General features: G+C 45.0%; 16 protein-coding genes and 1 tRNA gene. 6 read left to right on the top strand and 11 right to left on the bottom strand.

The features are described from left to right. Positions 1–98: 98 nt before the first annotated feature. From F3I09_RS03375 to F3I09_RS03345, 7 genes are all read right to left on the bottom strand, one after another. Positions 99–1,073, bottom strand: a complete 975-nt coding sequence (locus F3I09_RS03375) for a polysaccharide deacetylase family protein (protein ID WP_149693619.1) — start codon at positions 1,071–1,073, stop codon at positions 99–101. A 17-nt stretch (positions 1,074–1,090) separates the two neighbouring features. After that, complete coding sequence (locus F3I09_RS03370; RefSeq protein WP_149693618.1) at positions 1,091–2,125, bottom strand: hypothetical protein; 1,035 nt, start codon at positions 2,123–2,125, stop codon at positions 1,091–1,093. A 12-nt stretch (positions 2,126–2,137) separates the two neighbouring features. Then, entirely contained in the window at positions 2,138–2,854 is a 717-nt protein-coding gene (locus tag F3I09_RS03365; protein WP_149693617.1) for an SDR family NAD(P)-dependent oxidoreductase, read from the bottom strand. Further along, on the bottom strand, positions 2,851–3,243 hold the full coding sequence (locus F3I09_RS03360) for a MaoC/PaaZ C-terminal domain-containing protein (RefSeq protein ID WP_149693616.1): 393 nt from the start codon (positions 3,241–3,243) through the stop codon (positions 2,851–2,853). Before F3I09_RS03360 ends, F3I09_RS03365 begins: the two co-directional genes overlap by 4 nt. After that, positions 3,243–3,479: an acyl carrier protein gene (locus F3I09_RS03355; RefSeq protein WP_149693615.1), complete on the bottom strand. Its 237-nt coding sequence runs from the start codon at positions 3,477–3,479 to the stop codon at positions 3,243–3,245. The genes F3I09_RS03360 and F3I09_RS03355 overlap by 1 nt, the downstream gene beginning before the upstream one ends. A gap of 7 nt (positions 3,480–3,486) precedes the next feature. Then, the gene (locus F3I09_RS03350) at positions 3,487–5,211 is read right to left on the bottom strand and encodes an HAD family hydrolase (protein WP_149693614.1); all 1,725 of its coding nucleotides are present in this window, start codon (positions 5,209–5,211) and stop codon (positions 3,487–3,489) included. A 404-nt stretch (positions 5,212–5,615) separates the two neighbouring features. After that, positions 5,616–5,689, bottom strand: a tRNA-Lys gene (locus F3I09_RS03345). Between the two features lie 110 nt (positions 5,690–5,799). On the opposite strand from F3I09_RS03345, the gene F3I09_RS03340 reads away from it, so the two are divergent. From F3I09_RS03340 to F3I09_RS03320, 5 genes are all read left to right on the top strand, one after another. After that, positions 5,800–6,975 (top strand): acetyl-CoA C-acyltransferase, encoded by a 1,176-nt coding sequence (locus F3I09_RS03340; protein WP_149693613.1) that lies wholly within the window; start codon positions 5,800–5,802, stop codon positions 6,973–6,975. A gap of 194 nt (positions 6,976–7,169) precedes the next feature. Continuing rightward, a complete protein-coding gene (locus tag F3I09_RS03335; protein WP_149693612.1) occupies positions 7,170–8,816 on the top strand; it encodes a DUF1800 family protein in 1,647 nt (548 codons plus the stop codon). 21 nt (positions 8,817–8,837) lie between these two features. Continuing rightward, positions 8,838–10,412: a DUF1501 domain-containing protein gene (locus F3I09_RS03330; RefSeq protein ID WP_149693611.1), complete on the top strand. Its 1,575-nt coding sequence runs from the start codon at positions 8,838–8,840 to the stop codon at positions 10,410–10,412. Positions 10,413–10,618: 206 nt separating this feature from the next. Further along, positions 10,619–10,921, top strand: a complete 303-nt coding sequence (locus F3I09_RS03325) for a hypothetical protein (RefSeq protein ID WP_149693610.1) — start codon at positions 10,619–10,621, stop codon at positions 10,919–10,921. Between the two features lie 102 nt (positions 10,922–11,023). Further along, positions 11,024–13,450 carry a TonB-dependent receptor gene (locus F3I09_RS03320; RefSeq protein WP_149693609.1) on the top strand — a complete coding sequence of 809 codons (2,427 nt, stop codon included), beginning with the start codon at positions 11,024–11,026 and terminating at the stop codon, positions 13,448–13,450. A 139-nt stretch (positions 13,451–13,589) separates the two neighbouring features. Here F3I09_RS03320 and F3I09_RS03315 read toward each other — a convergent pair whose 3' ends face one another. Next, positions 13,590–14,006, bottom strand: coding sequence for a DUF983 domain-containing protein (locus tag F3I09_RS03315; protein WP_149693608.1), 417 nt, complete (start codon positions 14,004–14,006; stop codon positions 13,590–13,592). Between the two features lie 15 nt (positions 14,007–14,021). After that, positions 14,022–15,797 (bottom strand): ABC transporter ATP-binding protein, encoded by a 1,776-nt coding sequence (locus F3I09_RS03310; protein ID WP_149693607.1) that lies wholly within the window; start codon positions 15,795–15,797, stop codon positions 14,022–14,024. 220 nt (positions 15,798–16,017) lie between these two features. On the opposite strand from F3I09_RS03310, the gene F3I09_RS03305 reads away from it, so the two are divergent. Beyond that, complete coding sequence (locus F3I09_RS03305; protein ID WP_149693606.1) at positions 16,018–18,147, top strand: translation factor GTPase family protein; 2,130 nt, start codon at positions 16,018–16,020, stop codon at positions 18,145–18,147. Between the two features lie 4 nt (positions 18,148–18,151). On the opposite strand, the gene F3I09_RS03300 is transcribed toward F3I09_RS03305, so the two are convergent. Continuing rightward, complete coding sequence (locus F3I09_RS03300; RefSeq protein ID WP_149693605.1) at positions 18,152–19,696, bottom strand: YifB family Mg chelatase-like AAA ATPase; 1,545 nt, start codon at positions 19,694–19,696, stop codon at positions 18,152–18,154. An 86-nt stretch (positions 19,697–19,782) separates the two neighbouring features. Beyond that, the gene (locus tag F3I09_RS03295; RefSeq protein ID WP_149693604.1) at positions 19,783–21,114 is read right to left on the bottom strand and encodes a DNA mismatch repair protein MutS; all 1,332 of its coding nucleotides are present in this window, start codon (positions 21,112–21,114) and stop codon (positions 19,783–19,785) included. Positions 21,115–21,281: the final 167 nt, after the last annotated feature.

Raw genomic sequence — 21,281 nt, 5'->3', positions numbered from 1 at the left:
TTTTGCCTTAATAACAGACCTGAAACTATTATCAGATATCAAATTCATTTTTTAGAAAAAGTTCCGGATATATTTGATTTTCCGTTCAAAGCGAAGCCTCAGGATTTCCCAAACCAATCATTCACCTGCGCATTTCCATTTTTGGGAATATCATTCGTATCTAACCTTGCCAGTTCAAACCTTCGGGCATCTGAAACCTTTGCGATGTCTACTTCTGTAGTAAGGGCAGCCTTGCACTTCAATTCTTTCAGCAGGTCAATGGTATCATTGTTATAGTTCCCGTACGGATAGCACATCGTCCAGTAATCCAAATTTCCGCCTATCTTTTCTACCAATTTAACTGATTCCGTCAGTTCAATGCGTTGGAGCTCCTTGCTCAACGAACCTAACCAATAATGGTTATTTCCATGTCCTCCAATATGCATTCCATTTCTCTGCATGCATTCTACCTGCTCTATACCCATGTAAAGCTCTCTGCTGAAGGCCTTTTCATCTGCACTCACAAATTTGCGGAAGAGCGCATCTGTTATAGCATTCCTGACAATTTCCGGCAGTTCGACCTGAAGCATGCGTTTAATGAAAATTATGCTCTCAGAATCATATCGGTTAGCCACTGCCAGCTTTTTGAAATAGAATTCATCAGATTGCAAGTTGTAGGTTTCCCTATACTCATTCAGCTGCTGGAAAATTTCCTGGACAATCAACTCTTTGTTAGCGACGTTGGCTAGTATAAAGTGAATCTTATTTACATCCAGTATTTCATTCTCGAGTGCAGTTTTCACCGGTAAAAAAAAGGAACCCTGCAATTTTTTCTTCTCAAGGAATGGAAATACATTGGTGTAGTGATCAATGTATCCATCATCAAAGGTGAGCAGGCAGGCATTAGGGGGTAATTCAGCATCGTTGTCAATGGCGTCAATCAATTGTTCCATTTTAATAATGGAATAATTTTTTTCAAGGTATGTTATTTGTTCATAGAATAAGGACAGATCCAAACCCTTGATCTCAGGATATCGTGTATGCTTAAGATCACGAACATAATGATACATGATGATCGTACATTTCTTGCTCATTCTGATACAATTAATTGTTATGCATTAATCCTGCTCGGGCGGTCCTGATCACCATCAGCTTTAAAAATATAAAACGGTTCGCTGGCAGTAGTGAAAAAGTTAATTTTAATATTAGTTTGTTTAAACGGTTCAAAATAGTTGGGGATGATCAGGTCTTCATAATTATCTCTCAACTGAAAGCCAGCTTCCAACATGATATCATGATCAATTCCATACTGAAGGAAATCGATATATTCATATCCGTTCCCGTATAAAAGAGCCTTTAATGAAGTGCCAATGCCTGTCAAATCGGCTTTATCACCAATAAAATCAACCACCCTTAATACTGTTGATCCATTCTGGGCAACTTCCCTTGCCACCAAAATACTATTGACCACACCGTTCACATCAGCGATGCCTAAAACCTTATAGATATAAAAGGGATGGTTGAAATAACGTTTATTGATATACTGTGGGGATTTATAGGGTATGCGTTCTTTATATTTTTCCGGATTGAAGCATACGGTCAGCTTATCATAGGATTCAAAAGATACCAATTGCTTACCGGCTTGCGGTATTGGTTTATTATCATCACCTATTTTGGGAGTATTTGTACAGATATTGAACTCGGAGAGTTGATCGTTCAGTATAAAATAATGTTGTAGCTGACCGGTTTTATAACCCATAAATTCATATATAGGCAGGGTTTTAGCGTTAGCACCTACAGTAGAAACAATTCTGAAACCAAATTCGGAGATCAGTTTATCCAACAGCGTCATACCCAACATCGGATCTCCACTCTTGGGCCTTACCTTCCACAATACCGTAAAAACATCGCTGTTTTTGTATTCCTGACCATATAAAATAAACCCCAGGATTCCATCAATTTGATCATCCTGATTCAGTGCCAGCAAGAAGTTCAGGTTGTTTTCAAACCGGAAGTCGTAATCAAGGAGAAGGTCGCTTTTCAGGTATATAAGCTCGGGATTCCATTGGTCAGCAAGAAATGTGCGTAACGCTTGCCTGTCATCTACTGTAGCTATCCTGAAATAATGCAGTTCGTTGGGAGCCATGATAATTGAAAATTAAATGTCCATTGCGGCATTCATAACAATGTTCTGCCCATTGATATGTTGTGAACAGGTAGTAAGAAAGGCAACTGCATCCGCAACTTCCGCCGGTAGTATGAGCTTGCCCAGAGGGTGCGACGAAATAATCTCTTCAACCAGGCGCTCGTCTACGTCCTGATTAAAATCTGTCAACATAAATGAGGGAGAAACACAATTCGAGGTGATATTAAACCGGTTATTTTCTGTTGCCCATGACTTTGACAATGAAAGCAAATAGTTTTTACCGGCAATATACTCTGACCACCCTACGGCAGGTTTGCCTATGATCGCGGAAGACAGGATCGTTATTATCTTTCCCGACTTCTTTTTTCTGAAAATTCTGATAGCAGCTTGTGTAACCGTAATGGTACTTACTATATTAGTCTTGAAATCCCTGACGAGGGATGCTTCATCTAATTTATGGAAATGTTTTTTTTGCGGGTTAACGGCAGCATTATTAATCAGCACATCAATATTCCATTGCTCCATTTTGTCGACCAATGATGATAACGAATTTTCATCGCTGAAGTCACATTGTACTTTTGATACATTCGGATACTTTACCTCCAGTTCAGATGCGGCAGCTTCGGAATTAAGATAAGTAAAATAGATGTGGTCTCCAGACTTTTCAGCCAACTTATTGACAATAGCGTTTCCAACGCCTTTACTTCCACCGGTTACTAAAATGTTCATATCAATCCGATTAATAACTTTCCTTTAGCTACTTTCCTGTTATCGTTCTTGTTTATAAATTCAAACTTAAATTCTACAGCATTTACAGATTCAAATATGGCACTTTGCGTAGCCGAAAAGGAAAGCGTATCCTCTAAAAAAACCGGAGAATGAAATTTAATCTCCTGCTGTATGATCATGACATCCTTGGTAGGGAGCAGCTCTCCGACAAAATAAGACACGAACCCATTTAATATGTTTCCATGCATCACCACATCCTTAAAGCCCTTGGAGTTAGCAAATGACTTATCTGTATGAAGGGGGTTCCTGTCATTAAAAATCCCCAGAAACCCATCATAGGTTTCGCGGGAAACTTCAAATTCATACTGATATTTGTCGCCTACCTGCATTATGCACTCAATTTTAGGGAGATAGCGTCACACATTTCCCCAACATTTTTCCAGTTTCTTATTTCATTGGCAGAAAACTTCAGCTTGAAATGTTTTTCTATGGAAACTACCAGTTGTATATGATTCAGCGAGTCCCATTCCTCTACATCAGCAGAAGTAGTATCAGGGGTTATTACCAAATCATCATTTTCCAATACGTCTCTAAAAATGGCATTCACATCATTCAAAATGTCCATAACAATTCTAATTAATATAGTGAATAAGAGGTTTGAAATTTTGTACATCAAGGTGCCAGAATCCTTCCTTGTCGGCAAATCCCAGGCTGGGGTAATGTTCCCTTACCAGATCATTTTTAGCAGTAGAAATGTATTCACCAACAAGTTGATGGAAACCATTATTTTTTGCCAGTGCGACACAATAGTTCACTACGGCGTTTTCCACTCCTCTTTTAAGCACCCGGCAACTCATCACCCAGGTATCGATAAACAAACTTTCGCTATTGAGACGCTTTAGAATAAGCACCGATATGAGACCATAGTCACCAAATTTATCCTTCAATTTAACCGAACAGGTAAAATAGTTGGAACTATCAGTTGCCATATCTCTAATCTCAACCTCTGAATACCTGATAGTTCTCAGATTAAACTGATTGGACCGCTGTGTAAGCTGAGCTATCCTGGGTATATCCATAGGATCAAAAGGTTCAATTACAATTTCCATTTGGAGACTTTTTAAATAGTCTTCAATGTTGGTTACGGTAAACTGAAGTTGCTGCCTTTGGGCTTCCTCCTGATACTGTTTAGTACGGTCTTTGTCTCCTGTAGAAAACGAAGCTGTTTCGAAAAGATGCAAAGATTTCAGGTAATCCAGATATAACGCCGGATCTTCCGGCAGTTCCGGCACACAAACCGCGGGCAGGTTCTGGCGAATGATGGCTCTTTCTGCCGGGTTGTCATCAAGAAATACCATGGAGTCAAAGCCAATATTCAATATTTGCTGAATAGCCCTGATATTGTCAGCTTTGTTCTCCCAATTGGCAATGAAAACCGCAATATCATCCAGTTTCAGCACCATTTCAGGATGCTTTTCAAATGGCTCTTTCGCAATGGATTCTGTATTCTTGGAACAAACAGCCACAATAACACCTCGCTCCTTCAGCTGCTTGATCCATTTCTGAAGCTCTGTATAGGATTTTCCGATCCCCAGTGATCCGATCTGTATCCCCTGCAAACCATCATCTCCGATAATTCCACCCCACATGGTATTGTCCAGGTCCACGATCACACATTTTTTGATGGCCCCTAAGAAAGCACCAATAAAAGCTACCAGCTTTTCGGAAATAGCTGCGTGAAAGTCCAGTGAATAATGGAGGTCGGCATTTACATATTGGCTCCAGTCCCTGATATGGCGGGTACCATAATATTGTATTAGCCCATTCAGGTCAAATAAATACAGATTATCAAATGTCCTTGCCAATTGCAGCAATCCCGCGTTCAGATCATAGATATTACTTACAAATGATTGGTCAACTTTGGCATAGAAATTCCCAAAAACCTGGTCATTGAGAATTTCCAGATTGTTGATAATAATTTTGGTCTTTATGCGGCTGTTTAAGACATTGATCAGATTCGTCAGATCAGTTATATAGTCACGGCAAAAGGAGGCTTTCTTTTCAGCTGACAGCGCGTAAAATTTGCTTTGTAATTTCAGTGAAGAAATAGTGATAAAAACAAAATCAGCATTAAAATTATATAAGCCGGAGTTTAAATCATATATCTCAGATTCAATCTGATCGTATTCGGCATTGTATATTTCAAATTCAAGTGAATGCTTCAAACCTGAGTACTCAATCGACTTTGCGAGAAACTGTGTTGTATAATTCCCGAGAATTGCAATTTTGGCCTTCTTGAAATTATTCTTTTGAATTCCTTTCGCTTGACTTTTTAAGGTTTGAAAGTCTATTAACATTATTATTAAAGTTAAAATATATTTTAGTTAACAAGAATAATTAAGCGCCTGCCTCACGTCGGCGCAAGGTAGTGAAAAATCGTTAATTAGCAATCTGAAATGTGTCGCCCGCCCTCCATGGCACTACCCTACACCTACAAAGGGGATTTTTGATTTCCGGGAAACAATCACGTAAAAGTCGTGACCAACTTTACATATTGGAACATTGGTAAGGCCGGCTAACTTGTATGAAGAATGAAAATGGGGGAGCTTATTCTGAACAGTAAGATCAGTGAATCTCCTGAAATTTTTGAGTTGCAGTCTATGAATGGTGTATATACCCAAAATAGAGCTTTTCGGTTTTAATGCGGAGAGGTACCTACAATAAAAAACGCTTCAGGTTTAAAACCTGAAGCGTTTTACCGTGACCCCTCAGGGACTCGAACCCTGGACCTACTGATTAAGAGTCAGTAGCTCTAACCAGCTGAGCTAAGGAGTCTTTTCCGCTATTGCGGGCTGCAAATCTAACACCTTGTTTTCTATTTCACAAAACTTCTTTAACTTAAAAGAAAAAAATCGGGTTTTTACACCCGGAAAAGGAGAAAAGGAATGGAAACAGCATATATAGTAGCCGGCTTTAGAACCGCCGTAGGCAAGGCCAAGCGGGGCGGCTTCCGCTTTTACCGGCCTGATGACCTGGCCGTGGATGTAATTACCGGATTATTAAAGAGCGTCCCTCAGCTCGACCCTAAGAGAGTAGACGACCTGATCGTGGGTAATGCAGTACCTGAAGCTGAACAGGGGCTGCAGATCGGCCGCATGATATCCGTACGCGCACTGGGAATAGAAGTTCCCGGCATGACGGTGAACCGTTATTGTGCTTCCGGACTGGAAACCATCGCCATTGCGACCGCCAAGATCCAGTCAGGAATGGCGCACTGTATCATAGCAGGAGGGACAGAGAGCATGAGCCTCGTACCCGTAGCCGGCTGGAAGACAGTTCCCAATTACACTGTCGCCAGTACAACGCCGGAGTATTACCTGGGCATGGGATTGACCGCAGAAGCGGTGGCACGGGAGTTCAACGTATCCCGTGAAGACCAGGATGCATTTGCTTACGGATCCCATCAGAAAGCCATTAAAGCTATCCAGAACGGCTATTTTAAGGAAGGCATCCTCCCGATAGCCGTAAATGAAGTATACGTGGATGAAAAGGGCCGTAAACAGACCCGAACTTACACAGTAGATACAGACGAAGGTCCAAGAGCAGATACCTCTCCGGAGGCACTGGCTAAGCTAAAACCGGTATTTGCAGCGGGTGGTAGTGTGACCGCAGGCAACTCCTCTCAGACATCAGACGGTGCTGCTTTTGTCATCGTCATGAGTGAAACCATGGTAAAAGAGCTGAACCTACAGCCTATCGGCCGGTTGGTAGCCTGTTCTTCAGCAGGGGTACACCCTCGTATCATGGGTATCGGACCGGTGGCGGCCATCCCGAAAGCGCTTAAACAGGCAGGTAAATCACTGAACGATATTAACCTGGTGGAACTGAATGAGGCTTTTGCCTCCCAGTCAGTAGCGGTGATCCGTGAACTGGGCATCGATCCTGAACTGGTGAATATCAACGGTGGAGCAATCGCACTGGGACATCCTCTTGGATGTACCGGCGCTAAGCTGACAGTGCAGATACTCAGCGATTTGAAACGCCTTGATAAGAAATATGGCATCGTCACCGCCTGCGTGGGCGGCGGACAAGGAATTGCCGGCGTGATCGAACGATTATAGTAAAAGATATATAGTGAGTAGGGGTTGACTAATTTAATGGTAGTCAGCCCCTTTTCTTTTTGAGTATTATGCAATAAATAAAATAATCTGCTTGAATTTAAGTTTTTATTAATTTGGATCCGCAAATGGGACCTGTGTAAAAGCCTACATTAGTCATTTTTCCCTATATCAATACAACCATATCATAACTATCTATGGATCGCAGACAATTCCTTACGCTTCCTGCCAAACGCCAGCAAACAGCAGTCCAAGCGAAGACTACTGGCTTTCGTACTGATTCTGGCATTACAGCATATACAGGAGAATTTGGTACCGCCCAGGCAGTACACCTGCTAAAACGCACCATGTTTGGTTCCACTCCTGAAGATGTAGCATGGGCTAAAGGTCTGGGCATGGACGCAGCGGTAGATGCGTTGATCGATACCGTTACCCCTGTTACCACACAGCCATTAAATACATATGGAGAAGACGAAACCGGTATCGCTCCCGGCGCTACCTGGGTGAATTCAGCTCCCGCTCCTGAAGAAGGAGATCTTGACAGGAAAAGATGGTCTTCCTATAAAGCATGGTGGCTGAAGGTAATGATAGACCAGTCACGCAGTATCCAGGAAAAGATGGTGCTCTTCTGGCATAACCATTTCGCAACAGAAATGGATATGGTGAATGAAGCCCGCTATATATATAAGCACAACGTCATGTTGAGAAATAATGCTACCGGCAATTTCAAGGCATTGACCAAAGCTGTTACCCTCGACCCGGCTATGCTCAAATACCTGAACGGCTATCTGAACGGAAAGGAAAGCCCGGATGAGAACTATGGCCGTGAGCTGCATGAGCTGTTCACCGTGGGTAAAGGCCCGGATTCTGCTTATACAGAGGAAGACGTAAGAACTACCGCTACCGTATTAACCGGTTACAGGATCAATCCGCTGACAATAGAGTCTTACTTTGACTCTACACAGCACGTGATCACCAACAAAGAATTCTCCAGTTTTTATAATAGTAGCAAGATCACCGGTAAAACAGGTGCCGAAGGCGCCAGCGAACTGGATGATCTGCTGAATATCATTTTCGCGCAGCAGGAAGTATCAAAGTTCATCTGCCGTAAACTGTACCGTTTCTTCGTGTACTACCTGATAGATGATGCAGTGGAACAGAATGTGATCATACCACTGGCAGCGATCTTCCGTGCTAACAACTTTGAACTGAAACCGGTACTCAAGGCCTTGTTCAAGAGTGAGCACTTCTTCGATCCGTTAAATATGTCGGCGCTCATCAAGAGCCCTATGGAATTTGCCGTAGGTCTGGTACGTGAATATGGTATAGAGTTCCCGACAGACTATATGGCGGCTCATGAGTCTCTGGATGCTATCCGCCGCCATTGCGCCAGCATGCTGCAGGACATTGGAGATCCTCCACAGGTAGCAGGCTGGGAAGCCTATCGCCTGGCGCCTCAGTTTCATGAGATCTGGATCAATACAGACACCCTGCCTAAGCGTAACCTGATGACTGACTCCATCATCAGTACCGGCGGTTTCGGTGGTGTAAAGATCGATGTACTGGCTTTCACAGAAAAATTCTCAGATCCCTCCAATCCTGTTACGCTGATCCAGGACGCACTGGACCTCTTATACCGTATCGAATTATCTGACGCATCAAAGGCAAGAATAAAGAACATCATCCTGCTCAGTGGCCAGAGCCCTAACAGCGACTACTATTGGACAGATGCCTGGAATACCTGGAAATCCACTCCTACAGCTGCTAACCGCAACATCGTGGAAAGCCGCCTCCAGACACTGTACAAGTACCTGATGAATTTATCTGAATATCAATTAGCCTGATCTTAGAAAGACCTATTAACTATGAAACGCAGAGACTTCCTTAAATATTCCGCCCCGGCAACAGTTCTGCCTACCTTTATAAATGGATTTTCTGTAAAGGCTTTCGGCGCTTCATCGTTGCTGAATGCGTTGCAGAAATCTGCAGAAGATAATGACCACGTGTTGGTGATGATCCAGATGATCGGTGGTAATGATGGTCTTAATATGATAGTTCCGCTGGATGTATACGGGGATTATCAGAACGCCCGTAAAAATATCGCTATCCCCGAAGGAGCGGTATTGCCACTGGCCAACAATATTAAAACAGGTTTTCACCCTGCCATGACAGGTCTCCAGGACCTGTACGATAATGGTAAAGTGTGCGTGATCCAGAGCGTAGGTTATCCTTCTCCGGACTATTCCCACTTCCGCGCAATGGATATCTGGATGAGCGGTTCCGATCAGAACCAGATCCTCGAAACCGGCTGGGCGGGCCGCTACCTGGAAACACAGTTCCCAGGTTTCCCCGATGCTTATGAAGGCGCTGAGCCACTGGCTATCCAGATCGGTTCCCTCACTTCTCCGGTATTCCAGGGTAATGATGCAAATATGGCGGTGGCGATCTCCAGTTCTACCGACTTCTATAACCTGATTGAAGATATTAATGATCCAGTTCCTAATACCCATGCCGGTGTTGAATTGGAATATGTACGCCTGATCGCTAAGCAGTCCAATAAATTTGCTGACGCTATCAAAAAGGCCGCTGCGAATGTTACGTCACAGAGCCCTTATCCTGACAACAGGCTGGCAGAGCAGCTGAAAATAGTAGCGCGCCTGGTAGCAGGTGGTTTGAAGACCCGCCTCTACATGGTAACGCACGCCTTCTTCGATACACACGCTAATCAGACACAGTCCGGTGATACGACCAAAGGCGATCACGCAGTGCTCCTGGGACAGCTGTCGGATTCCATTAAGGCATTCATGGACGATCTGACCAAACTTAAGGCCTCCCGTCGTGTAGTGGGTATGACCTTCTCTGAGTTCGGCCGTCGTATCAAATCCAATGGTAGTATGGGTACCGACCACGGTGCTGCTGCTCCAATGATCGTATTCGGCGACTATGTGCTGCAGGGAGTACTCGGATCTTCTCCCGATATCCCTACAGAGACCAATGTGGCCGATAATATGCCTATGCAGTACGACTTCCGTTCTGTGTATGCTTCCCTGTTGGAACAATGGTTCTGCGTGGACAATGCTACATTACAGACCATTCTCTTCAAAGATTACCAGCGTTTGCCTATCGTGAGTGGTATCGCCTGCGGTACATTGACGAGCATTGACGATGTAAATAACGGCAGCAATAACCTGATCACCAACTATCCGAATCCGTTCGTGTCTACCACAAACCTGAAATATAAAACCAGGGGCGGACATACCCTGGTTCAGGTCTTTGATACCATGGGGCGTCTGGTGGCAACGCCTGTGAACAAGATCCAGCCTGCGGGGGAATACAGCATCACTTTTGATAGCGGTAACCTTGCCAGCGGTATCTTCTACGCACGTCTCCAGAACGGTGTATACCAGCATGTAAGATCTATGCTGAAGGTAAAGTATTAATAATCAGCACGAAAAATAGCCGAATGTCCATAGCAGCCCTGCTATGGACTTTTTTCATTATAAGTCCGTCAGCCAGCTATCAGCCTTTTCGCTCATCTATGGACTATTCGTACTCATAGGCAACATTGTTGCATTTATTCCATATCTTTGTTATCGTTCAAACTCATGATCTGAAGCATAAGGTGTTATACAGAATATTGGCTATCATGCTGTTGGGGGTATTTGTATTCAATACTACCCCCCGGGCATTTATACACCAGTTTTTCCCGCACCATGATACTGAAGATGAAGCTCCGGTAGCAAAGCATGGTCCCGCTTTGTCTGCTAAACACGTGCATTGCGGTTTCCTGCATATAGAGCCGGAACCTTATGAACACACCACTACGTTTTATCATGTACTGGTGAAAGAGATCTCCTGGCACTACGTCATCCCGGTTATCCCGGTTATTGAATACCTACCCTACAGAACACTTTCCCCTCGTGCGCCCCCGGCAATAGCCCTCGTTTAGTTTTTTACATACACTCTTATGAAAGGGCGTTCGCCCGTATTGTTACTATTATGGCAACTACAGCGTTGCTGTATAGATAATTGTCTATAAACAAATCTTTCTATGCACTATTTACGTGTCTTCATTATAGTTTTAGTTACCAGCTTGCTTACATATACCTCCGGTTTTGCCTCAATGTTAAATGGCGACGATGCCGGCAGTTCGCTTAAAGGAACAGTGACAGATAAGTCTTCTCATAGTCCTTTACCCGGGGCTACTATTTATTTGCCAGACCTGCATGTTGGTGCTTCTGCCAATGCGCAGGGTGAATATGAGATCAAAAATCTTCCTAAAGGTAAATTCCTGGTGGAAGTGCATTATATAGGCTATGCCGCATTTACAGAAACAGTACAGATCAACGGCGTTACACAACAGGACTTTACCCTGTCAGAGACGCTGCTTGAGAAAAATGAAGTGGTGATCACTGGTGTTAACATGGCCACTACCTTGAAAAAAACGCCTACACCGGTAAGTATTGTAAGAAGGGATTACCTGGATGCCAACATCTCTACCAATATCATTGATGCGATTGCCAAACTGCCAGGTGTAAGTCAGCTGACTACAGGACCGGCAATCTCCAAACCTTTTATCCGTGGTCTGGGATATAACCGTGTAGTTGTGGTAGGAGATGGTATACGCCAGGAAGGACAGCAGTGGGGAGACGAACACGGTATTGAGATCGATGATTATAATGTAAGCAAAGTGGAAGTGCTGAAAGGCCCTGCTTCCCTGGTATATGGTTCCGATGCGCTTGCCGGTGTTGTGAATATTGTTCCTCCTGGTAATGTTGCTGCCGGTCAGATAAAAGGTAATGTAGCGGCTAACTACCTTACCAACAATGGACAGATATCCTACCATGCGGATATCGCCGGCACCACAAAGGGAGGTCTGAGCTGGAGCGCTTTTGGTACACAGAAATTTGCCCATGATTATAAGAATAAATACGATGGTTATGTATTCAACTCCAAATTCAAAAACATCAACTACGGTGCTAGCCTGGGGCTGAATAAAGAATGGGGATCTTCCGTTCTTCGCTTTACTTCCTTCAACCAGGAATTAGGACTGGTAGAAGGTGACCGTAACGAGAACGGGCAATTCATCAAACCGGTCAACAACAATGGGGTAGAAGACGAAGCCGTAGCTACGAACGATGATTTTAAATCTTATAGCATCGGCGCACCGCGCCAGAAGATCACGCATAACAAACTGGTTTGGGATAATAATGTTTATCTGCATAATGGTGGCCGGCTGGCACTGACGCTGGGCTATCAGTGGAACCGCCGTAAGGAGCTGGGAAATGTATTGGCACCGGATGAACCGGACCTGTTACTGAAGTTGAATACATTCAACTACGGACTGAAATACTATCTGCCGGAAATGAATGGCTGGCAGACTACTATCGGAGTGAATGGTATGCAGCAGAAGAATAATATCGGTGGAGAAGAATACCTGATCCCGTCTTACGACCTCTTCGATGCCGGTGTATTCGCAGTAACCAGCAAAACCTTTGATAAACTGACAGTAAGCGGAGGTTTGCGTTTCGACAACCGCCATATGAATATTAAAGGGCTGCAGTTGGGTAGCGAAACAAAATTCGCAACCTTCGATCGTGACTTCTCCAATGTATCTGGTAGTGCAGGCTTAAGCTATGCCGCCAGCCAGCAGGTAACCCTGAAGCTGAATGTTGCCCGTGGTTTCCGTTCACCAAATATTTCTGAACTGGCAGCTAACGGTGTGCACGAAGGAACTATCAAATACGAATATGGTAACGAGGACTTAAAGCCCGAAGTGAGCACACAGGGCGATCTGGGACTTGAGTTTAACTCACAGCACATTTCCCTTACCGCCGGTGTATTCTATAATCACATCAGCAATTTCATCTTTGCCCGTAAGCTGGTAAATGCAGCCGGCACAGACTCTATTCCGGCTACAGATAATGACGCAGGATATTCCGCATTCAAATATCAGCAGAACACTGCCAATCTTTATGGAGGAGAATTAATGTTGGACATACATCCGCATCCAATCGACTGGCTGCATTTTGAGAACACGTTCTCTTATGTACGTTCATCTATCTCCAATGGCTCCGATTCTACAAAATATCTGCCTAATATCCCGGCGGCACGCTGGCTCTCTGAACTGAAAGGGAAGTTCAAAAAGGTAGGGGGTGCAATGCAGAATGCATACATCGGTGTACAGCTGGACAAAACATTTGCACAGAATGATGTCTTCTATGCATACCAGACAGAAACCGCTACTCCCGGATACGCTTTGTTAAACGCAGGTATCGGTACTGATTTCGTGAATAAAAAGAATAAGGTATTGTTCTCCCTGCATCTGGCGGCTAATAACCTGACGGATGTAGCTTACCAGAATCACCTCAGCCGTTTGAAATATGCTGCTGAGAATGAGGTAACAGGCAGGGTAGGCGTATTTAACATGGGCAGGACTTTCAGCATGAAAGTATCTATCCCGATTGATTTTAAGTGATTAGTTATTAATGATCAGACAACAGGAAATAATGTGGAAAAGCTGCATTATTTCCTGTTGCTGTTTATGGACAGTGCTGTCATGCAATGAATTCCGGCTATAAATGAAAAAGGCTGACCTTCTGAGGCCAGCCTTCTTTTTATTTACTTTCCGGCAACTTTGCCGTGTCTTCATCATAATACACAAAAAAGTAAAGATATATGACCCTGCTGATGCGCATCAGCCACGGTTGCAGCAATAGCAGTAGAACGCCATTCACGCCCAGCCAGATAAAGATGCTGTTGTCTGCCCATGATAAGCCAAAGATTACCCAGTAGGCAATTAGTGTTGCTACTGAAAAAGCTACGCCTAAAGCATAACTGACATACCCGGTACCAAACCAGAAACCTGTTTCCAGTTCGTATTTCTGCCCGCAAACGGGACAGCGTTCATGCATATCGAACGTCTTTCTAAGGTTGGTATATGCATTTTTCGTCTTAAACATATCTCCTCTGCGGCAATGCGGGCATTTCATAGATAGCATGCTCAGGAAGTAGTTTGGTCGCTTATTGCTCATGGGTGCAAAGATAAACTATCTCTCCGCAATCTGTAGCCTCTCTCCAATCTGTTGCCTCCACATTGCATAGTACAATCCCTTTTCTTCAAGTAACCTATCGTGTGTGCCTGTTTCTATAATGCGGCCTTTTTCAAGTACATAGATCCTGTCGGCATGCATGATAGTGGACAAACGGTGCGCGATCATAACGGTGATATGTTCTCTCGTGGAGGTAATATCGCGTACTGTATTGGAAATAGATTCTTCTGTAAGAGAGTCCAGTGCAGATGTTGCCTCGTCAAATACCAGCAGGCGTGGACGGCGTAATAATGCACGGGCAATTGATAAACGCTGTTTTTCTCCACCGGATATCTTCATACCGCCTTCCCCGATCACGGAGTTCAGGCCATTATCTGCCCGTTCCAGTAAGGTATTACAGCTGGCCTGTTTCATCACCTGCAGGATCTCTTCATCTGTGGCCTGCGGATTCACGAACAACAGGTTCTCTTTAATAGACCCGGAGAACAGCTGGGTATCCTGTGTTACGAAACCGATCTGGTACCTCAGCTCCTCGATATCTATCTTACGGCTGTCTACCCCGTTATAATCAATAGAGCCTTCCTGCGGTGAATAAAGACCTACCAGCAGTTTTACCAGGGTCGTCTTACCGGAACCGGAGGGGCCCACAAAAGCCACCGTTTCTCCCACATTGACGTTGAAGTTGATACCATCCAGCGCCTTAGAAGTGGCGGTCTGGTGTTTGAAACCTACATGTTTGAACGTCAGCTTGTCAATACGGTTGATCCGGATCGGATCAACCGGGGTAGGTTCTATTGGTGTGTTCATGATCCGCTCGAAGTTCAGCAGCGATACCTGTGCTTCACGGTAAGCCAGGATGATATTCCCTAACTCCTGTAAAGGCCCGAAAATGAAGAAGGAGTAAAGCTGAAGCGTAAACATCTGTCCTACGCTGACAGTATCCCTGTATATCATAAATAGGAGCAGGAACAGGATGGTCTGGCGCAGGAAGTTCACGAAAGTACCCTGTATAAAGCTGATACTGCGTACGCTGCGTACTTTCTTCAGTTCCAGCATCAGGATACGGATGGTGGTCGAGTTCAACCTGCCGATCTCCTGGTGTGTCAGCCCAAGGCTTTTTACCAGCTCGATGTTGCGGAGGGATTCTGTAGTAGCGCCCGCCAGCATGGTCGTTTCTTTGACGATGGTTTTCTGGATGGTCTTGATCTTCTTGCTCAGCACATTGATCAGCCAGCCCAGGATCAGGCTGCCGCCAAAATACACGAACACCAGGCTCCAGTGTACGCTGAAGGCATACACCATTACAAATATGACCCCAATGAGCGCCACGAACAATACGTTCACAAAAGAGGTGATGAATTTCTCACTATCGGTCCTCACTTTCTGCAGTACAGCCAGCGTTTCTCCACTTCTCTGGTCCTCAAACTGTTGATAAGGAAGCCTTAATGAATGGCGGAGGCCGTCAGTATAGATCCTGGCTCCGAATTTCTGGATAATCACATTCACAAAGTAATCCTGGAATGCTTTCGCAATACGGGACACCATGGCGACTCCTATTGATGCCAGCAGCCAGAAAATAACACCTTTTACATAATCGGATTGCGGACGTGGTAGCCCGTTGGCGGAGGAGTGCGGATGATTCGCAAAAAGGTCGACGATCCTGCCGAATATATAGGGATCCAGCAAGGAGAATACCTGGTTAATGGAAGCTAATAACAAGGCCAGTCCAATCAACCATTTGTAACTTTTCAGATAATATAAAAACAATTTCATGATACTAATGACAGTCTAGATGGCAAAGGTACATTAATATTGATGTTGCAACATGTTTGAGCTGTCACGGTAGAAAAAAATAGAGTAACTTAATACTCAGAATCGGTAACAGCTTATCCAGCACCAGCTAAAATCACCAAAACGGCATTCCTCGTCTGCATCTTTCTTATTGTTTTACGATCAGCCCCCTCCGGCTGAGCAATTATTAATTCTAACGTTTATGAAGACCTATGATGAGAAACACATCAGGAACATTGTATTATTGGGAGCCGCAAAGAGCGGAAAAACAACCCTTTGTGAAACCATGCTCTTTGAAGCTGGTATTATTCCCCGACGTGGTACCGTAGAAGAAGGGAACACCGTTTCCGATTACCACGACGTAGAACATGATCGGGGGAGCTCCGTCTATGCCACCTGCCTGCATACCGAATGGCGTGATTATAAGATCAATATTATTGACACGCCCGGACTGGAGGACTTTATTGGCGAGATTATTTCCTCGATCCGCGTCTGCGATACTGCACTGATGCTCCTGAATGCACAGTATGGAGTAGAAGTGGGTACAGAGCAGATATGGGATTATGTGGACAAATACCGCAAGCCAACTATTCTGGCAGTCAATCAGTTAGATGCAGAACAGGCCAACTTTACCCGTACAATGGATGAGGCGCGCCGCATTTTCGGTCCGGCGGTGACAATTATGCAATACCCTGTAAATCAGGGCGCCGGCTTCAACAGTGTGATCGATCTGCTGAAGATGACCATGTACCGTTTCCCTGAAGGAGGGGGAAAGCCTGAGAAGCTCCCTATACCTGATAGCGAAAAGGAACAGGCGGAGCGGCTGCATAATGAGCTGGTGGAAAAAGCTGCCGAAAATGACGACACCCTGATGGAACAGTATTTTGAAAAAGGTAACCTGGATGAGGATGAAATGAGACAAGGGCTGAAGATCGGGATGTTGAAACATGAGGTCTTCCCTGTTTTCTGTCTCTCCGCCATCAATAATATGGGAAGCGGCCGTTTAATGGGTTTCATCGACAATGTGGCTCCGGCGGCCGTCGACATGCCCCCTGAACAGGCAGAAGACGGCAGCGCTATTCCTTGTGATCCTTCTGCATCACCAGTCTTATTTGTGTTTAAAACCCTCCAGGAGCCCCATATAGGGCGCCTTTCGTTTTTTAAGGTACTGGCCGGCGAAATAAGGGCGGGGGCCGAATTGTACAATGAAAAAGGCAATACCGCAGAACGGCTGAACCAGTTGTTTATCACTGATGGCCGTAACAGGAATCCAACCGATGTATTACGCGCCGGTGATATTGGTTGTACCCTGAAACTGAAAAATACCCTCACCAATCATACTCTCTGCGATAAGCAATCAGGTAAGCAGGTGAAACCTATTGAATTCCCAACTCCCAAGGTCAGAGTAGCCATTGAGGCCACCAACAAAACAGATGACGAGAAACTGGGAGAAGTACTGGCGGAACTGCATATGGAAGATCCTACCCTGGAAATAGAATACAACCGCGAATTGAAACAGGTGATCCTGCATGGACAGGGAGACCTGCACCTGGCCCTGACGAAGTGGAGGCTGGAAAATACCTACAAGATGCATGTGGAATACTTTGCGGCGAAGATCCCTTACAGGGAAACCATCCGGAAACATGCTACAGCTACTTACCGTCACAAGAAACAATCCGGTGGCGCAGGCCAGTTCGGGGAAGTATTCCTCACTATTGAACCTTACTATGAAGGTATGCCGCCTTATAAGGAGCATCCCGTGCGCGACACAGATGAGATCGACCTTAACTGGGGCGGAAAGCTGGTGTTCAATAACTGCATAGTAGGAGGCGCCATTGATGCCCGCTTCCTGCCCTCTATCCTCAAAGGCGTGATGGAGAAAATGCAGGAAGGCCCGCTTACCGGCTCTTATGTGCGGGATATCCGGGTAAGCGTCTATGATGGTAAAATGCACCCTGTGGACAGTAATGATATCTCCTTCAAGATAGCCGGTATGATGGCGTTCAGAGACGCGTTTCACCAGGCTGCCCCGCAGTTGCTGGAGCCGGTATATGATATTGAGATCTCCGCGCCTGATGCGATGGCGGGAGATGTGATGAGCGAGCTGCAGAGCCGCAGAAGTATCATTACAGGTATGGATACGCAGAACAACTATCAGGTCATCAAAGCACGTACCCCGCAGGCAGAGCTGGACAAATTGTATGCAGCCCTGCGAAATGTTACGCAGGGTAAGGCTAAGATCAAAACTGCGTTTGCAGAGTATGCCCCCGTACCAACTGACTTACAGAAGAAACTGTCTGAGGACTATAAAAGTGCGGAACTGGTGGCATAGAGGCCTATTTGTCCCACCAGTCTTCTCTGTCCAGACTTCTGCAATGAATAGCTTCTGCCAGGTGTTCGATCTTGATCTGTTCATTGGCATCAAGATCTGCGGCGGTACGGCTTACTTTGAGGATCCTGTCATAGGCTCGTGCGGAGAGCTTGAGCTTCTGCATGGCGTTCTTTAGCAGGTCTTCGCCTTCTTTATTCAGCCGGCACACTTTTCTTAGCAGATTGCTGGTCATCTGTGCATTGCAGTAAATGCCCCTGTAAGCCCTGAATCGGGCGCTTTGTATCTCTCTTGCCATTAATACCCGTTCCCGTATAATTGCGCTGGGCTCCCCATCGGAATGGTCCAGCAGTGCGTGTACGGGCACGGGTGTCACTTCTATATGAAGATCTATCCTGTCCATTAAAGGGCCGGATACCCTGTTCAGGTACCGCTGTACAGAACCTGGTGCACAGGTGCATGCCTTCTCAGGATGATTAAAGAACCCGCAGGGACATGGGTTCATACTGGTAACAAGCATGAAGCTGGCTGGGAACTCTACAGACATTCTCGCCCGGGAAATGGATACCCTTCTTTCTTCTATAGGCTGCCGCATTACTTCCAGCGCCTGCCTGCTGAACTCCGGCAGTTCATCCAGGAATAGTACGCCATTGTGGGCCAGCGATATTTCTCCGGGTTGTGGAATGGCGCCTCCGCCGATCAATGCCGTATGACTAATCGTATGATGCGGGGAACGAAAAGGTCTTTGTGTAATAAGCGAAGCATCGGCTGGCAGTTTACCTGCTACAGAATGGATCTTGGTCGTTTCCAGCGCTTCCTGCAGGCTGAGCGGCGGCAGTATAGTACAAAGCCTGCGGGCCAGCATGGTTTTACCTGCTCCCGGAGGACCGATCAACAGCGCATTATGCCCGCCGGCTGCAGCTATTTCCAATGCGCGTTTAATGGTATACTGGCCTTTTACATCATTGAAGTCGATATCAAAATGCTGCTGCCCGTTGGCAAATTCCGCTCTCGTATCTACAAATACCGGCTGCAGGGTATCAGGCGCCTGCAGAAAATCGATCACTTCCCGCAGATGGGTAACGCCATAGACTTCCAGGTTATTTACCATCGCTGCTTCACGTGCATTCTGTGCAGGTACGATCAGTCCCTTGAAGCCTTCTTTCCGGGCCTGGATGGCAATAGGCAGCGCTCCCCGGATGGGTTGTACAGTACCATCCAGTGATAATTCTCCCATAATAGTGAATTGTGATAAAAGGTCCGCATTGATCTGTTCAGAAGCGGCGATCAGTCCCAATGCAATAGGCAGATCGTAGGCAGAACCGGCCTTCCTGATATTTGCCGGGGCCATGTTCACGACTGTCCTGAAACGGGGAAAACGGAAACCGATATTGATGATGGCAGATTCTATGCGCCGTTCACTTTCTTTGACAGCGCTATCCGGCAAGCCGACAATGTAAAACTGGGTACCTTTTTGGGCAACGTTTACCTCAATAACAATGGAAATGGCTTCTACGCCTTGTACGGCACTGCCGTAGGTTTTTACAATCATAGATAAGGATAAAATTGAGAATGAATAAATATGGATGCCGAATTTATTGAAAGGCTGGCATCCAATATTTATTCATTCTGTGCATTTTATTTTATCTCGTTCAGTAAGTCCAGTACCTTCTCTCTCTTGAGAATGAGATATCCTATCTTTTCCTTTGCCACACCATCTTTCAGTTGATATGTGAAGTATAGGTTGTCATCTATTACCTGCGATTCAAAATATTTAAAACGGATATTCTGTGCATTTTGTAATTCTTCCGCGATCTCATACAAGTGTGTGGACAGTATGAAGAGACAGTTGGTACTCTTCAGTAATCCATTCACCACGGCCAGCGAACAGTTCTTGGCATCTTCCACATTGGTGCCTTTAAACATTTCATCTATCAGCACTAACCATTTCCTGTTATCATTTATTTTGATGATCGTGTTCTTAATACGCTGTACTTCACTGTAGAAATAACTTTCTCCTTTGAAGATGTTATCCTGCACCTGGATGTTACTGAAGATCCCGTTAAAGAAACTCAGCTTCATACTTTTGGCAGGCACGCCCATGCCTATATGCGCCAGGAATACCGCTACTCCTACTGCCTTGATGAAGGTTGTTTTCCCCGCCATATTAGCCCCTGTCAGGAACAGGAAGTGCGACTGCGGTTTCATCGTGATATCATATGCCACCGGTTTTGACAGGATGATATGATACAGGCTATCCAGTTCAACAAAGGGATGAGGCGTGTCTTCAAAAACAGGGAATTGCAGATTGAAATGTCGCACTGCCTTTGCCATAGCATAATATGCGTCAAGACGACGATAGATATCCAGTAATTCGGAAATAGTTTTCCGTTGTCTTTTACGGATGTAATGGTCATACCGCAGGATCTGTACAAAGGATACCGGACCTCCATCACTTGCAGCTATAATATCATTGAATTCTTTCTGATATAACAGATGATGTGCCCTGTCCAGCAATTGCTTGAGTATCTTCGGCGTCTGATCTGTATTAAAGTTCTTTTCCAGCTGGCGGAATCCCTTCAGGAGGTTGAGCAACTGGGTAAAAGAAAATTTGATAAAACTATAGTCCGGTGAAAAAATGGTTTTAGTAAGCAGGGCGCTTACAAGCAAAGGAACACCTTCCGGATTGCTGATAGGTTCTATTTGCGCTTCCAGGTAATTTTCCATCACGACGATAGTGCCGTTACTGATAATATCTGCCGGCCAGCTGTCTTCCTGCTGCAGGATGTACTGCAACGCTTTCTGACGTTCTTCTATGGAAGCAATATCTTTTAAAGGATTGCTGTACAGGTACCGTAAGTAATCCTTGCCGCCTGTGGTAGTGGTAAAATCCAGTTTATGAAACAGCGAATATTCTTCTTCACGGTTAAAGATGGAGAGATCATAGTAGGTTGTTTTGTCCAGTTCCATGCACAGGTATTTTTAGTGAATATACGTATAATAGAAAAAAGCATTGGTATCATGATGATGCGCTGTTTCCGATAATATGTATAGATGCAATGCGCCGTCATTTCCATAAATGCAGAGGATGGTAATGTTACAAAAGAAAATGCTCTTATCAAATGAGCGATAAGAGC

It is taken from the genome of Chitinophaga sp. CF418 (assembly GCF_900142925.1).
Taxonomy (GTDB): Bacteria; Bacteroidota; Bacteroidia; order Chitinophagales; family Chitinophagaceae; genus Chitinophaga.
This window is presented reverse-complemented; position numbering and strand designations above follow the sequence as displayed.